Genomic DNA, 14,179 nt, shown 5'->3' with positions numbered 1-14,179 from the left:
GGACACCTTTACTCCGTTCGGGAGCGCGCGGCGGTCAGTTGAGGAACTCGCGTGCCGGATTGGCACGGGGATAGGTGCGCATGTAGTCCAGGAACATCGCCAGGGTCTTGTCACGGGCGGTGAGCAGGCCGGGCTGGAAGTGGATGGTGTCGAAGATGTCGGAGTCATCGGAGTAGAACTGCATCTGCGCCTTGAACACCCGCTGCAGCGCTTCTTCCGCGGCTTCCTCAGTCTCCGACCCGTCCTTGCGGATCCCGTACACGAAGAACGAGTCCGTCCGGCCGGGAGCGGGCAGGCTGGGCGAGGTCATCCAGAAGTACCAGCGCCCGTTGAGCAACCCTGTCTGCAGGAACAGGTTGGGGCCGTGGATGTCGATCCGGACGTCGTACGCGGTGCCGTCGGGCAGCGAGCCCACGAGGTCGTAGCCGTGGCTGTGCTCGGTGCGCCGCACGGTGTCGGCGGGCGGCACCTTCAGGTCGAAGCCGTGCGGCAGGGACAGGTGCTGCAGGTCGAGGGTGTGGGCCGAGACCATCCAGGGCTCCATGGCCAGGTGCCCGAAGCGTCCGCGCCGGGCCCGGATCTCCTCCTCGGGGCAGGGCAGCCCGGGGATCCGGAAGATCGGGTCGGTGCCGTTGAAGGCCCACACGACGCCGAACCTCTCCTCGGTGGGGAACCTGAACAGCCGCGCGCCCTCGGGCACCGCGTCGCCGCTGCCGGTCCGGCGGCACACCCCCTGCTCGTCGTAGGTCCAGCCGTGGAAGCGGCATCTCAGCAGCCCGCCGGCGGCCGTCCCCACGCTGAGGTCGGCCCCGAGGTGCATGCAGTACGCGGACAGCACCGACGGCCGCCCTGACCGGTCGCGGAACGCCACCACGCGCCCGCCCAGGAACTCCGCGCCGACGACCGCGCCCGGCGTCAGATCCTCGGCCATGCAGATGGGATACCAGCTCTGTGTGTAGAGTCCGTCGTCGCCTTCGTGGGGAAGGTGCGGGCTCGTCGGCCGGGGCACCGGGGCGTCGAGACTGGTCACGGTCACCTCCGCTGGGGGAATAACGCGGTGGCCCAAACGCTAGGTCAGGCCGGTCGCCGGTACTTCTTCGAGCCTGCGCAACGGCCGTCAGGTGCCGACCGTCGAGTCCAGCAGGCTTTCCTGCGCCGCCAGCAGCGGGGAGACGAAGACGATGGGGGGATCGCTCGGCCGGCGCGGGCGCAGGTCGATGACGATGCTGCTCTGGGTCACGTGCCCGCCTCTGACCTGTATGTGCCCGTACGAGCCGACCAGGCAGAGGCCGGGCACGTCGCTGGTCATCAGGTCCTCGACGTCGACGTCCGGCGGGAAGCTCATCGCCAGGGCCATGTAGGAGCCGTCGGGTCCGACCGCCAGATCGGCCTCGCTGGTGCCCCGCGCCATGGCGCAGGCCGCCGGCCAGCCCTGGGGGATGCCGGACTCGAAGAGCCCGATCAGCGCGAAGTCGCCCGGCCGCAGGTTGTTGAGCCGCACCCGGAGCGTCCGGGCCGGCTCCGGCTCCGGTGGCGGGGGCGCCGCGGCGTCGAGCACCGCTTCCCAGGACTGGTCGGCCATCTCGCTGATCAGCCGCCGGAACTTGCGCGGGGACACCCCGACGTGCCGCGCGAACTGGTGGGAGAACGTGCCGAGGCTCGTGTACCCCACCTGCATGCAGATCGTGGTGATGTCCAGGTTCGTGACGGCGAGCAGCCGTTTCGCCTCGGCGATCCGCAGCGCCGCCAGGAACCGCGCGGGGGTGGTGGCGGTGATGCCGCGGAACACGCGCAGGAAGTGGAACGGGCTGAAGCACGCGGTCTGCGCCAGGTCGTCGAGCGAGTGGGTGCGTGACAGGTCACGCCGGATCTTGCTGAGGACCTGTTCGACGGCCCGGAGCCGATGATCGTCTGACATGCCGGGCTTGTCCGTTGCGCTGCTTCCGCGGATCCGCACGCTTACCTCCAGCTCCCAGTAGCATCCGCTGACGGGGTCGGGGTTGTCCACGCCGCCCGGCCGTCGTTCAGGCCGGCCTGGAGGGCTCCGGCCACATCGACGCCCAGCCGCCCTGGGCGCCGTGCGTCTCCCGCAGCAGATCCGGGATCTTGGCGACGTCGAAGACCCCCCAGTGCTCCACGATCTGCCCGCCGTCGAAGCGGAACGTGTTCGATCCGCCGATCGCGAAGGACCGGCCCGTGGCCGGGATGCCCATGAACTCGCCGGTGTGCGCGAAATGCAGCTCGATGGCCTGGGACAGGAACTCCCCCTCGCACACCGAGACCAAGACCTCCACCTTGGTCGTGGTCAGGGCGTCGGCGGCCTGGCCGAACCGGTGCGCGACGCCGTCGCGGCCGGGCGGATCCCACGGAGGCGCGAAGTGGTCCACGAACTCCGGGGCCAGCACCTCCTCTATCGCCGACAGATCCCTGGAGAAGAGGACGGCCCCGCGGAAACGCCGGACGACCTCTTCCCGTTCGGCCTTGACTGTCGCCAGTTCGTCGTTCACACGCCCTCCCAGGTCATGCGGTCGCCTCCAGCAGCTCGCCGTCGATGAGCCCGAGTTGCTCCAGGAGATGGACGGTGTCGGCGACCCCCCAGTGCTCGACCACCTTGCCGCCGACGATGCGCAGCTGGCCCATCAGGGCGCAGCGGACGGACCGGCCGGTGGGTTCGATGTTCAGATAAGGGCCGGAATGGGTGGCCGAGACCGTGAGCCGGGTGCTGACGAGGTCACGCTCGGCGATCATCTCCTCGACGTGGATGTGGATGTCCGGGAACGCGGCGATGAAACGCTGCATCTCGCCGCCCACCTCACTGGCGGGCATGGCCCCGTCCCGCCCGTGGTGCACCATGTCGGGCGACCAGTACTGCATCATCTGCGAGACGTCGCGGACGTTCCACGCGTCGACGAGCTTCCCCACGACGGCCTTGTTCGCGGCGAGCTGGTCCGTATCGACGTGCACGGTTCCTCCCAGTCGGATGACACCTCCTTAGGCAAACACATCGACGTATGCCGGGTTTCTTCGAGATTGTCGTTCTGACGGGCTCGATTGACCCCGCCGTCAGGCGGCGGTGAGACTGAACGCGATTCAGCTCCCCCCGCCAGGAAGGTCGGAACCCGTCATGACGATCACGGACGACGTACGACACCGGCCCCGCTCCGAGCCGATCCCCTCCGAGGGCGAGGACGGGTTGTTCACCCAGACCTGGCACCCGGTGTGCCTGAGCGACGCCCTGCCCGAGACCGGGGGCATCGTGGGCGCCGACCTGCTGGGCGGCAGGGTGGTGGCCGTGCGCTGGCCCTCCGGTGAGGTGGCGGTGTTCAGCTCCTACTGCGTCCACCTGGGCGCCGACCTCGCGGTGGGCAGCCTTGAGAGCGACGCCATCCGCTGCGCCTTCCACGGCTGGCGGTACGGGATGGACGGGCGGTGCGTCTCCGCCGGCGGCACCCCGGTCGATCCGCGGGCGCGGCTGTTCCGCTTCCCCACGGTCGAGGCCCACGGCATCGTGTGGGCGTTCAACGGGTCCGCGCCGCTGTTCGAGCTGCCCCGTGCGGACCCGCCCGTGCCCGGGGCGCGCGTCGCGACCCGGGCCATGGCCTTCGACCAGCAGCTCGCGGTGGATCCGTGGGTGGTCGCGGCCCAGACCATGGATCTGCAGCACTTCGCGCTCCCGCACGAGGGGAAGTTCGTCGAGGACCCCAACGAGTCGGTCACCTGGGACGAGTTCTCCGTCGGCTACCGCTACCACGCGCTGATGCCGGGCGGCGAGGAGTACCGCGTGTGGGCGTCTATCCACGGCAGCAACATCTTCTGGCAGCAGGGCACGCTCGACGGCCGCTGGTTCTACTGGATCACCGGCATGGCGGCGCCCCGGGCGCGGACGACCGCCTCGTTCTTCAGCTGGGGCACCCACGTGCTGCCCGGCGAGCCCGAGGAGAAGGCCGAGGAGTTCCTCACGAAGGCGCAGGCCTTCATGTTCAACCTGCTGGCGGAGGACGCGCCGGTGCTGATGACGATTCACTACACGCCCGGGTTGCTGACCCGCGGCGACGCCGCGCTCGCCGACTTCTTCGCGTACCTGCGCAGGTATCCGCGGGCCAACCCGGCTCGGCACTATCTGCGGTGACCCGGCGTGCCGGGGCCGGGAATCAGGCGTTCTGCTCGTACGCCTGCCGCAACAGCGCCCTGACCTCGTCGTCGACCTGTTCGACGGCGGTCAGGCCGAGCTTGTGGGTGGACTGGCCCGGCGCCGTGGCCTGCTTGAGCCGCTGGTCCGCCGGCGGGTCGGTGAAGCGCAGGCCGAGATCCATCCGGCTGGCGGTGGCCGGCTGGATGGCGGCGAACTGCCGCTTGCGGTTCACCGCGACGAAGCCGGCGCGCACCTCCAGGGTCACGTCACCGCCGAGCCCGGTGGCCGCTTCCACCAGCGCTTCGTAGATCGGCTTCAGCGCCTGCCTGGATCCGTCGTACTGCGCGGCGAGATGATCGTCGGCGGTGGGCTCGGACCAGCCGGCTTCCTTGGCCGCGGCTGTGGCGACCGCCTCCTGCTGCGGTTTGGTCAGCCCGTGCTCGGACTTCAGCCACTGCCGCACGGCGCGCTGGTCGAGCGGGTCGAGTCCGGACTCGCCTACCGAGGCGACCCACTCCTCAAGCGACTTGCCGGTCTTGTCGGGTAGAGAGGCCGCCACGCGGACCAGCATCTCCGCTCCTGAGAGCGCCATGGCCAGGTTTCCTTTCACTGGATTGCGGAAGTCAGCCCCAGGCTCCGCCCGGGTCCTGCTCGGGCGCCCGCACGCGGCTCGCGACCACGGCGGCCACCACCATCAGGACGGCGCCCACGATCAGCGCGGTGTTCAGGCCGCTGGTGAAGCTCTGCCCCACCGCCATCTCGATCCGGGCGCCGACCTCGGGTGTCACCCCGCCGACCTGCGGCAGAACGCCCTGGGCCGCCACCGAGGTCTGCTCCACCGCCTTGCCGGCGGCGTCCTGCGGGACCCCGGCCGCCGTGAGGCGCCCGGGAAGGTCGGCGGCGACGCGCAGGCTGATGACGGTGCCGATGATGGCCGTGCCGAGAACCGCGCCCAGCATGAGCGCGGTCTGCTGCATGCCCGACGCCGTCCCCGCGAGGTTGGCGGGGCTGTGCCCGAGGATCACCCCGACGGCCACCGGCACGATCGCGCCGATCCCGACGCCCATCAGCCCCAGCGACGGGCCGAGCAGCGCGTACGAGGAATCGGCCTGCAGCAGCGCGATCCCCACCGAGCCGAGGGCGACCAGGACGGCGCCGAGCATCATCGGCACGCGCGGGCCCCGGTCGCTGCTCAGCTTGCCGCCGACCGCGGCGCCGACGCCGAACAGGACCGTCTGCGGGAGCAGCAGCAATCCGGCGGTCAACGGCGCGTGGCCCTGCACCTGTTCCAGGTAGAGGCCGAAGTAGAAGTAGCTGCCGAAGGCGACGAAGGCGGCCATCGCGATGACCACGACGGCGGCCGAGAGCGACGTGGAGTGGAACAGGCGCAACGGCAGCACCGCGTTCGCCGAGGTCTGCTGCCGCCACAGGAACAGCCCGCCGAACAGCGCGAAGGCCACGAAGAGCAGCCCGGTGAACAGGTCGAGGCCGTCCACGGGGATGCGGACGATCCCCCACACCAGCGCCAGCAGCGCACCCGACAGCAGGATCACGCCCGGGATGTCGATCGGTGCGACGAGCCGCCGCTCGCGCCCCTTGTCGATCAGCAGCAGGCCGGCGATCACCACGACCACGCAGATCGGCACATTGAGGAAGAAGATCCCCCGCCAGCCGAACTGACCGACCACCAGGCCCCCGACGAAGGGGCCCGCCGCCATGGCCAGCGCGCCGAACCCGGCCCAGATCCCGATGGCGGTCTTCATGCGATCGTACGGGAACAGGTTCCGGATGATCGCCAGGGAGTTGGGCGCGAGCACCGCGCCGAACAGGCCCTGCGCGACGCGGGCGGCGATGAGCACTTCCACGGAGCCGGCGAGTCCGGCCGCGACGGAGCTGGCGGCGAAGCCGACCATGCCGACGAGGAAGGTGTTGCGGTGGCCGAACCGGTCACCGATCTTCCCGGCCGTGATCAGGAAGACGACCACCGCGAACATGTAGCCGTTGCTGACCCATTGGAGCTGGGTGAGCCGGGTGCCGAGTTCGACGGCGATCATCGGGTTCCCGATCGCCATCACGGTGGAGTCCAGCGCCTCCATCATGGCTCCGAGAGAGACCAGCACCAGGGTGATCCACATCCGGGTCGAGACGGTGCCTGCGGGCGCGTGGTCGTCCGCATCGGATGGTGACCACGTTTCGTCGCGGGGTGGTTGCGTCATGGTTTCTCCCACCTCAGTACGCCCTTCGGGCGAGGCGCGTACCGGGCGCTAGACGATGGGCGGGCCACCACGCGGGCCGGGCCGCGCGGTGGTGACGGTCGGGTCAGGCGCCGCCGCCGTCGGTGATGATGAACGTGTTGCCGTCAGGGTCGGTGATCGTCGCCTGCTTGCCCCAGGGCGTCGGGGTGGGGTCGTCGATGGAGAGACCGGCCCCGCGGAGGGCGGCCACGGCCTCGTCGGTGTTCTTGGTCTCGAGCATGGCGTTCTGGACCTGCGGCGTGTTCGGGATCCAGTTGCACAGCACCAGCGTGGTCTGCCCGCCCTTGGGCGCCACCTCGATCCAGCGCAGGTTGTCGCCCATCGGCATGGGCTGCTCGGTGCGGACCTCGAAGCCGAGTTTGTCGACGTAGAAGGCCTTGGCGGCGTCCTGGTCGGTGACGGGAACGGTGAGTTTCTGAAGATGCGTGATTTCCATGCGGCAATCGTAGGTAGGGAAGATCCTACCCGTCAAGGGTCGGCTGCTTCCTACGCGTCGGCGTCGCGCGCCCGGTACGAGGGGCCGCAATGTGGGAGAAAAGTCGCGCCCTCCTGTCGGGCATGCTCGGAGGATGGACGCGACGAGACGAGGCCGGATCCTCGTGGCGGGCGGCGGCATCGCCGGGCTGGCCCTGGGCATCGCGCTGCGCCACCGCGGGCTGGACGCGGTCGTCCTGGAGCGTTCGGCCGAACCCGAGCGGGCCGGCGGCGGGCTGGTGCTGGCCCCCAACGCCGTCAAGGCGCTGGCCGCGATCGCGCCCGATCTCGCCCGTCGCGTCCGGGAGGCGGGCCACCCCGCGGGCGCCCGCGGTTCGGCCCCGCACCGCAGCGCGTTCCTCGACCATCGCGGGCGGGTGCTCGGGTGGGTGTCGTTCGACGGGTACGAGGACCGCTGGGGCATGCCCTCGGTCACCGTCCTGCGCGCCGACCTGCACCGGCTGCTCCGCGACGAGGCTCAGGCGGCCGGGGCGGAACTCATCGAGGGCCGCGCCGCCACCCGTTACCTCCACGGTGACTCGGGCGTCGGACTGGTCACCGGCACCGAGGAGGTCCTGAGCGGGGACGTCCTCGTCGGCGCGGACGGCATCCACTCGGCCGTCCGCGCCCAGTTGCTGGGCGACGGCCCACCGCGCTACCGGGGGTTCACCGCGGTGAGAGGCATCGGGCCGGCGCCCGCCGCGTACCCGGACGGCTTCATCGCCTACGGGCGGGGCCTGGTCCTGTTCACCGCGGCCATCGGCGGCGGCGAACTCTACTGGGTCGCGTCCATGACCGCCCCGCGCGGCGTCATGCCGTCCCTGCCGGTCGCCGAGGCCCTGTCCCGGGTGCACGAGCGCGTCGGCGGCTGGCACCCGGACCTGCGGAAGGTGACGACCTCGGCGGACCCGGCCGGGTGTGTGGCGCACGACGTCTTCGACCGCCCGCCACCGCGCACGTGGGCCCGGGGCCGCGTCGTGCTCGCCGGTGACGCCGCGCATCCCATGGTCTACACCCTCGGTCAGGGTGCCGGGATGGCCCTGGAGGACGCCGTCGTGCTGGCCGGCGTGCTGGCCGGCGGCGTCTCGACGACCGCGGCGGTCGAGGCGGCGCTGCGTCGCTACGCGGCGGAACGAGGGCCGCGGGTGCGCAAGGTCGTGCGCCAGTCGCGGATGCTGGGCCGCGTCGCGCACGTGCGATCGCCGCTGCTGGCCGTCATCCGCGACGCGATGCTGAGGGCGATGACCCGGGGAGGCGATGCCGGCGGGCAGAGCTCCGACCTGTTCGGGTGGGCGCCCCCGTGACCTATCGCCGCCGGTCCGCCAGGTAGGCCGCGCCGCGCGGAGAGATCCGGTAGCCGGTGCCCAGGCTGACGGTGAGCCCGAGGTTCTTGAGCTTCCGCACGTCCAGCTTGAACTGGGCGGCATCGCGGCCCAGCTCTTCGGCCAGGTCGCCGGCCCGTACGGCGGGCCGGCGGCTGATGATCTCCAGGGTCACCGCCGTCCACGGGCCGTTCTTGCTCGCCCGGTCCAGCCGGGCCAGCCTGGCCTCGACGTCCTCCAGGTCCGCCGCGGTGAGCTCGCCGGAGGCGGCGAGCTCGTCACGGGGATCCGGCTCGTCGACGAACCGGATGCGGAGCCGGTACACGGGGTCACCGGGGCGCCCGCGAAGGTCGCCGACCACGGCGGCGGCGGACGGGTAGCCGGCCGCCGCCGCGTCGGCGTCCGTGATCTGCTCGGGGGTCACGACGTCGACCGCGTCGACCGCCACCTGCCCCAGCGCGGTGCGGTACACGTTGCCCGCGGTCGCCTGCCGCTGCCGCCAGCGGCGGAACAGGACGGTGATGGCGCCGCGCCGGATGCCGTCGTGCCGTTCCTTCTCGATCAGCATGAGAGGAAGGCTACTTCCCGGCGCCGGTCAGCCCCGGCCGGACGCAGCCGGTTCCAGGAGCCGGTCCGGGTTGGGGCAGACGTGGTCGGGGCCCGGCGTGCTCCCCGTCAGCAGGAAGTCGCAGACCAGCTCGTTCAGTCCGGTGTTGCCGTAGAACGGGAAGACCCGGTGGTGCGCCGTGTCCGCCACGGTCACGAAAGTCGAGCGCTCCCCCAGCACCTCGTGCATCCGCCGGGCGGCCGCCCAGGGAGTGGACATGTCCTCGTCGGCCGCCACCAGCAGGTAGCTGCCGCCGCCGGACTCCGTGCCGAGCCGGGTGGCGGGCTCCGCCGGCGGGACGGGCCAGAACGCCGGCGCCTTGATCCCGTTGAGCGCCGCGCCGGTCCAGGGGAACTCCCCGGCCGCCTTCAGCATGTCCTGCTCGTAGAGCGCCGGGCTGCGGGGCCAGAGCGCGTCGCCGGCCAGGATCGCCAGCTGGGCGACCGTGCCGCTCTCCTCCTTCGGCTCGCCGAACATCCGGGCGAGGAACTCCATGCTGCTCGCGTCCAGGTCCGCCTGGGTGAGCAGGTGGCGGAGGATGTCGGCGAGGACGGGATAGGCCTTCTCGCTGTTGAGTATCCCGACGGGGATCAGCCTGGCCAGGGTGCGGTCGAGGGGGAACCCCATCAGCGTGACGGGCTCCCCCCGGTCCACCGCGGCGAGGACGGAGTCGTAGGCGGCCCGGACCTCGGGGCCGGCGGTGCCGAGCCGGTAGGTGGCGTGCTGGGTGGCGGCCCACCTGCACCACCGGTTCAGCGCCCGTTCGCCGTTCGCCGGGAAGTCGGTGAACAGCCCGCGCCACACCCAGTCGGGGCTGCAGATCGCGTCCAGCACCGCGCGGTTCAGGTGCGCGCCGAACATCTCGCCGTAGACGGCGCCGAGATAGGTCCCGTACGAGTACCCCAGGTAGTCGATCCGGTCCGCGCCCAGCACACCGCGGATGACGTCCATGTCACGGCAGATGTTGCGGGAGTTGGCGTGGGCGAGCAGGTCGAGCGTCCCGGCCGAGCACTTGGCGGCCACCGTGGCCTGGTAGCGCATCTCGGCGTCGAAGGACTCGGGCTGGTGGAAGACCCAGAAGCGTTCCTCGGGTTCGAGGTCGCAGAAGACGGGGGTGCTGGCGCCCATGAACCGGTGGTCGAACCCCACGACGTCGAACGCCTCGGTCAGCCGTTCGGGGAGGCTGCCGAGCAGCGCCGCCAGGAGGGCCAGGCCGCTGTTGCCCAGGTCGTCGCCCGGGCCGACGAGAAGCACCCCCTGGCGGCGGCCCGTCGCACTGTGCCTGGCGATGCCGATCTCGATGTCGCGTTCCCCCGGCCGCCGGTAGTCGAGGGGCACCCGCAGCACCGCCCGGCGGGCGCCGCCCAGCGCGGGGTCCGGCTCGCCCCATGCGACCTGCTGCCGGTAATAGGACGCCGGCTGGTTCATCGACGGGCCTCCCCATCCTCGTAGGAGTCGTCGCCCACGACGACGTCGGCCTCCGGCAGCCGCCCGGTCATCAGGAACTCCTGTGCCACCGCGTCCACCCGGGGGTCGCCGGCGAAGGGGAAGATCCGGTGTTCGATCACGTCCCGCAGCATGACCAGCCGGGACCGGTCGCCCAGCAGGCCGCGCAGCCGTCTCGCCCCGGCGTCGGAGGTGAACATGTCACGCTCCGCCTGGATCAGGAGCACGCCACCCGTCTCGCGGGGGCCGAACACGGTCGGCGGCTCCAGCGGCTGGACCGGCCAGAAGGCGCCGGCCTTGACGCCGAGCAGCGCCCGGTCCATGAACCCGGACGCGTCCTGAACGGCCGCCTCGTACTCCTCCAGCGCCCGCGGCCAGGCCGCGTCCCCGCACAGGATCGCCAGTTGCGCGGCGGCGGTGCTCGCGTCGCGGGGCACCGCGAACATCGAGCCGATGAGCTGCTGGGTGCCCGGCTGGAGTGGCGCGCCGGACCTCGCCGACCGGATGACGTCCTCCAGGGCCGGATGTGAGCGCCGCGAGCTGAGCAGCATCATGGTCAGCACCCGCAGGAACTGCTCGTCCAGCGGCACAGGCACCCCAGGCAGCGTGACCCCCGCCGCCCCCGCCTTGCGGAGGACCTCGTCGAAGGCGTCGCGCACCTGCTGCGGGGTGTCACCGAGGGGACCCTGCGGGCGCGCGGTCGCCGCGCACCAGTGCCGCAGCGTGGCCTCGCAGTTGCGCGCGAAGTTCGTGAACAGGCCCTGCCACACCCAGTCGGGGCTGAGGACGCTGTCGAGGATCACCCGGTCGGCGCGGTCGCCGAACAGCTCGCAGTAGACGGCGGCGACGTAGGAGCCGTAGTTGTGCCCGAGCAGGCAGACGCGCTCCTCGCCGAGGGCACGCCGGACGACGTCGATATCCCGGGCGATGGCGCGGGTGGTGATGTGCGGCAGCACGTCGACGGAGTGGCCGGCGGCCTTGGCGGCGAGCTCGGCCTGGAACCGGACCTCTTCGGCGAACGACTCCGACTCGTGGAACACCCAGAAGATCTCGCGCTGGTCCAGCCCCCACCGCAGCGGCGCGCTCTCGCCGCTGAAGCGGTGGTCGAACCCGATCACGTCGAAGACGGCGGCGACGGACGGCGCCAGCGCCGCCCTCACCTGCGTGGCCATCGCGATGCCGGAGCTGCCCGGGTCGTCGGGGGTGACGACCAGGACGCCCCGCCGGGCTCCGGGCCCGGCGGCGGGGTAGCGGACCAGGGCCAGGTCGATCGCCGGCCCATCCGGGTCGCGGTGGTCGACGGGTACGGGCACACGGGCCCGCTGTGAGCCGTCGCCCGCCTCGGACCAGCGGATCGGCGCGGGCGGTGCGGGGACGTCGCCGGCCGTACGGGCTCCGCTCATGACGCCTTCCTGATCTCGTAGAGGACGTTGAAGGGGGTGGGGGCGGCGATCCGCCGGGGAGCCGTCAGGCCGGCGTCGGCGCACAGGCGGGTGAGCACCGGCTGCGGGAGCCCCAGCATGCCCGCCACCACCGGCCCCGTCCGGGAGAGCGGCACCGAGTACAGGGTGCTGGTGCCGTAGAGGAAGGCGGCGACGTCCCCCACGTTCTCGTGCGGGTCGGTCGAGCAGTCCGTCTCCAGCAGCAGGAAGACGCCGGTCTCCGTCAGCGCGCGGGCCACGTCGCGCAGGACGTCGCCGGGGTCGGCCGCGAGGTGGAGCGAGTCGAAGGCCATGATCAGCTCGTACGGTCCGGACAGGCCGTCCGCGAACCCCGTCACCCGGGTGAGCGTCACCCGGTCCGCGACGCCGTACTCGGCGATCTCGCCGCGGGCCCGCTCGACGTTGAGTTCGTGCCGGTCGACCCCCGTGCAGCGCGAGGCCGGGAAGCGCCGGGCGAGCAGGGCGAGCGCGGTGCCCGACCCGCAGGCCAAGTGGGCGACCTCGGCGCCGGCCGCCAGTTTCTCCTCCAGGCCGGGGACGAGCGGCAGCCACTGGTCGAGCAGCATCGCTTCGAGCCACTTGGCGCTCATCCGCCAGGTGGCCTGGTACATCGCCGGCGGATAGTCGCCCGGCGTCAGCCCCTCGCCGCTGCGGAAGCAGCCCGCCACCCGCTCGACCATCGCGGCCAGAGGAGGGACCAGGCGGGCGATCCCGCCAACGTAGAAGGGAGAGCCGGGGTCGGCCAGGAGCGCCGTGTACGCGGGCGGGAGGCGGAACTCCTCGCCGGAGCGGTCCAGCTCCAGATAGCCGGCCGCGGCCAGCGTACGCGCCCATTCGCGCACGTAACGGGCGTCGGCGCCGGCCTGCTTCGCGATGTCGTCCGCGCTGTGGCCTTCGCCGTCGGCCAGCGCCGCGAACAGGCCCAGCTGGTCCCCGACGGCGCACGACAGCACCACCATGGCGCGGCTCAGATCCGTCATGAACCGCGCGCCGGCCGCCATGGCCTCTTCGATGTCGGATGTACGGTCGAAAACGCCGGGATCGCCCATGTGCGCCACCTGTCGTCGTTTCCTGTCCAGTTCCGTCAGCGTAGGCATCGGCTCAGCCGGGCGGCTTCTTCCAGATTGCGGCCGCGGGCCGAGGCGATGAACGGGCGGAAAGGGAAACCGGCACGCCGGGATCGGCGTGCCGGTTCGGGCCCGGACCGTCGGGAGGCTAGGCGGTCTCGCGCCGGGTGAACCAGACCGGCAGCTCGGCGAGGCCGCGGAGCACACCGGTCTCGCGGTACTCCAGCTTCTCGACCGGGCAGGCGAGGGTGATGTCGGAGAACTCGTTCAGCAACGACGTGAACGCGATCTCGGTCTCCAGCCGGGACAGCGGCGCCCCGATGCAGTAGTGGATGCCGTAGCCGAACCCCAGGTGGTTGCGGTCGCCGCGGCTCACGTCGAGCCGCTCGCCGTCCTCGAACCTGCTCTCGTCGCGGTTGGCCGCGGCGTTGGCGACCGTCACCAGCCCGCCGGCCGGGATCGTGACGTCGCCGATCGTGACGGGCTCGGTGGCCACGCGCAGCATCGCGCGCTCCACGGGGCCGTCGTAGCGGGCCAGCTCCTCGACCGCCGACGTCATCAGGGACGGGTCCCGGCGCAGTCGCTCGATCTCGCCCGGGTGCTGCAGCAACGCCAGCATGCCGTTGCCGATCAGGTTCACGGTGGTCTTGTAGCCCGCGATCAGGAGCAGGCCCGCCGTGGACACGACCTCCTTCTCGCTGAACGTGTTGCCCGAGTCCGACGCCACGACCAGCGCGCTGAGCAGGTCGGGCTGCTCCTCCTCGCGCCCCGAGCCGGGCTTGAGCTCGGCGCGCTTGCGGGCGACCAGGTCGACGAAGTAGTCGCGCAGCAGCCGGTTGGCCTCGTACGGGCGGATCCGCTCGCCCGTGACGTAGGTGGGGGTGAGGGCCGCGAGCACCCAGTTGGTGAAGCTCACGGCGTCCTGGTACGGCACGCCCAGCAGCGTGCAGATGACCTTGATCGGCATCGGCGCCGCGAACTCGCGCATGAAGTCGACCTGCTTGGAGGTGTCGATCCCGGCGAGCAGCTCATCGGTGATCTGCTGGATGCCCGGGCGGAGCCGCTCCACCCGCTCGGCGGTGAACGCCTTGTTGGCCAGCTGGCGGAGCCGGGTGTGCTCGGGCGGGTCGGCGTTGAGCATGTGCGGCTCGGAGTCCTCTTCGCCCTCGTCGTAGAGTTCCGTCTGCCGCATGACCTCCCACATGTTCCGGGGATCGCGGGAGAGCCGCCGGTCCGCGAGCGCGGCCCGCGCCTCCTCGTACCGGGTGATCACCCAGTGCTCGATGCCGCGCGGCTCCTTGACGAGCTGGACGGGTCCCTCCTCCCGCATGCTCGCGTAGATCGGGAAGGGGTTGTTGCGAAGATGCGGCTGGTACAGCGGGTGAACCTCGTCCTCGGCGTGTCCCATGTCGCCGGTCCTTCCGTTGTGTGTTC

The 14,179-nt window shown here is 71.5% G+C and carries 14 protein-coding genes; 2 read left to right on the top strand and 12 right to left on the bottom strand.

Annotation, left to right across the window (positions count from 1 at the left end; all coding sequences use genetic code 11):
- Nucleotides 1-34: 34 nt before the first annotated feature.
- The 4 genes from AB0K05_RS40925 to AB0K05_RS40910 all read right to left on the bottom strand — a co-directional run bounded on the left by AB0K05_RS40925 (nucleotide 35) and on the right by AB0K05_RS40910 (nucleotide 2,964).
- Nucleotides 35-1,030 (bottom strand): Rieske (2Fe-2S) protein, encoded by a 996-nt coding sequence (locus tag AB0K05_RS40925; RefSeq protein ID WP_364236719.1) that lies wholly within the window; start codon nucleotides 1,028-1,030, stop codon nucleotides 35-37.
- 87 nt (nucleotides 1,031-1,117) lie between these two features.
- Nucleotides 1,118-1,918, bottom strand: coding sequence for an AraC family transcriptional regulator (locus tag AB0K05_RS40920; RefSeq protein WP_148031015.1), 801 nt, complete (start codon nucleotides 1,916-1,918; stop codon nucleotides 1,118-1,120).
- A 106-nt stretch (nucleotides 1,919-2,024) separates the two neighbouring features.
- Nucleotides 2,025-2,507: an ester cyclase gene (locus AB0K05_RS40915; protein ID WP_364236715.1), complete on the bottom strand. Its 483-nt coding sequence runs from the start codon at nucleotides 2,505-2,507 to the stop codon at nucleotides 2,025-2,027.
- Between the two features lie 13 nt (nucleotides 2,508-2,520).
- The gene (locus tag AB0K05_RS40910) at nucleotides 2,521-2,964 is read right to left on the bottom strand and encodes an ester cyclase (RefSeq protein WP_219548063.1); all 444 of its coding nucleotides are present in this window, start codon (nucleotides 2,962-2,964) and stop codon (nucleotides 2,521-2,523) included.
- A gap of 160 nt (nucleotides 2,965-3,124) precedes the next feature.
- Between AB0K05_RS40910 and AB0K05_RS40905 the strand changes: the two genes are divergently transcribed.
- A complete protein-coding gene (locus AB0K05_RS40905) occupies nucleotides 3,125-4,129 on the top strand; it encodes a Rieske 2Fe-2S domain-containing protein (protein ID WP_364236711.1) in 1,005 nt (334 codons plus the stop codon).
- 22 nt (nucleotides 4,130-4,151) lie between these two features.
- Here AB0K05_RS40905 and AB0K05_RS40900 read toward each other — a convergent pair whose 3' ends face one another.
- The 3 genes from AB0K05_RS40900 to AB0K05_RS40890 all read right to left on the bottom strand — a co-directional run bounded on the left by AB0K05_RS40900 (nucleotide 4,152) and on the right by AB0K05_RS40890 (nucleotide 6,823).
- On the bottom strand, nucleotides 4,152-4,724 hold the full coding sequence (locus AB0K05_RS40900) for a DUF5655 domain-containing protein (protein ID WP_271277989.1): 573 nt from the start codon (nucleotides 4,722-4,724) through the stop codon (nucleotides 4,152-4,154).
- A gap of 31 nt (nucleotides 4,725-4,755) precedes the next feature.
- Nucleotides 4,756-6,348: an MFS transporter gene (locus AB0K05_RS40895; protein ID WP_345482673.1), complete on the bottom strand. Its 1,593-nt coding sequence runs from the start codon at nucleotides 6,346-6,348 to the stop codon at nucleotides 4,756-4,758.
- A gap of 103 nt (nucleotides 6,349-6,451) precedes the next feature.
- Nucleotides 6,452-6,823, bottom strand: a complete 372-nt coding sequence (locus tag AB0K05_RS40890; RefSeq protein WP_187281106.1) for a VOC family protein — start codon at nucleotides 6,821-6,823, stop codon at nucleotides 6,452-6,454.
- Nucleotides 6,824-6,956: 133 nt separating this feature from the next.
- On the opposite strand from AB0K05_RS40890, the gene AB0K05_RS40885 reads away from it, so the two are divergent.
- Nucleotides 6,957-8,165 carry an FAD-dependent monooxygenase gene (locus tag AB0K05_RS40885; RefSeq protein ID WP_364236706.1) on the top strand — a complete coding sequence of 403 codons (1,209 nt, stop codon included), beginning with the start codon at nucleotides 6,957-6,959 and terminating at the stop codon, nucleotides 8,163-8,165.
- Nucleotide 8,166: 1 nt separating this feature from the next.
- Here the strand turns inward: AB0K05_RS40885 and AB0K05_RS40880 are convergent, their stop codons facing one another.
- The 5 genes from AB0K05_RS40880 to AB0K05_RS40860 all read right to left on the bottom strand — a co-directional run bounded on the left by AB0K05_RS40880 (nucleotide 8,167) and on the right by AB0K05_RS40860 (nucleotide 14,153).
- Nucleotides 8,167-8,751 carry a hypothetical protein gene (locus tag AB0K05_RS40880; protein ID WP_364236704.1) on the bottom strand — a complete coding sequence of 195 codons (585 nt, stop codon included), beginning with the start codon at nucleotides 8,749-8,751 and terminating at the stop codon, nucleotides 8,167-8,169.
- Nucleotides 8,752-8,778: 27 nt separating this feature from the next.
- The gene (locus AB0K05_RS40875; protein ID WP_364236702.1) at nucleotides 8,779-10,218 is read right to left on the bottom strand and encodes an alpha/beta fold hydrolase; all 1,440 of its coding nucleotides are present in this window, start codon (nucleotides 10,216-10,218) and stop codon (nucleotides 8,779-8,781) included.
- A complete protein-coding gene (locus AB0K05_RS40870) occupies nucleotides 10,215-11,639 on the bottom strand; it encodes an alpha/beta fold hydrolase (RefSeq protein WP_364236699.1) in 1,425 nt (474 codons plus the stop codon). Before AB0K05_RS40870 ends, AB0K05_RS40875 begins: the two co-directional genes overlap by 4 nt.
- Nucleotides 11,636-12,727: a class I SAM-dependent methyltransferase gene (locus tag AB0K05_RS40865; protein ID WP_364236696.1), complete on the bottom strand. Its 1,092-nt coding sequence runs from the start codon at nucleotides 12,725-12,727 to the stop codon at nucleotides 11,636-11,638. Before AB0K05_RS40865 ends, AB0K05_RS40870 begins: the two co-directional genes overlap by 4 nt.
- Before the next feature lie 166 nt (nucleotides 12,728-12,893).
- Entirely contained in the window at nucleotides 12,894-14,153 is a 1,260-nt protein-coding gene (locus AB0K05_RS40860; protein WP_148031004.1) for a cytochrome P450, read from the bottom strand.
- Nucleotides 14,154-14,179 lie beyond the last annotated feature (26 nt).

The sequence above is a fragment of the Nonomuraea sp. NPDC049486 genome, assembly GCF_040676925.1.
GTDB lineage: Bacteria > Actinomycetota > Actinomycetes > Streptosporangiales > Streptosporangiaceae > Nonomuraea > Nonomuraea ferruginea.
The sequence above is the reverse complement of the archived record's forward strand: the minus strand, read 5'-3'. Positions and strand labels throughout refer to the sequence as shown.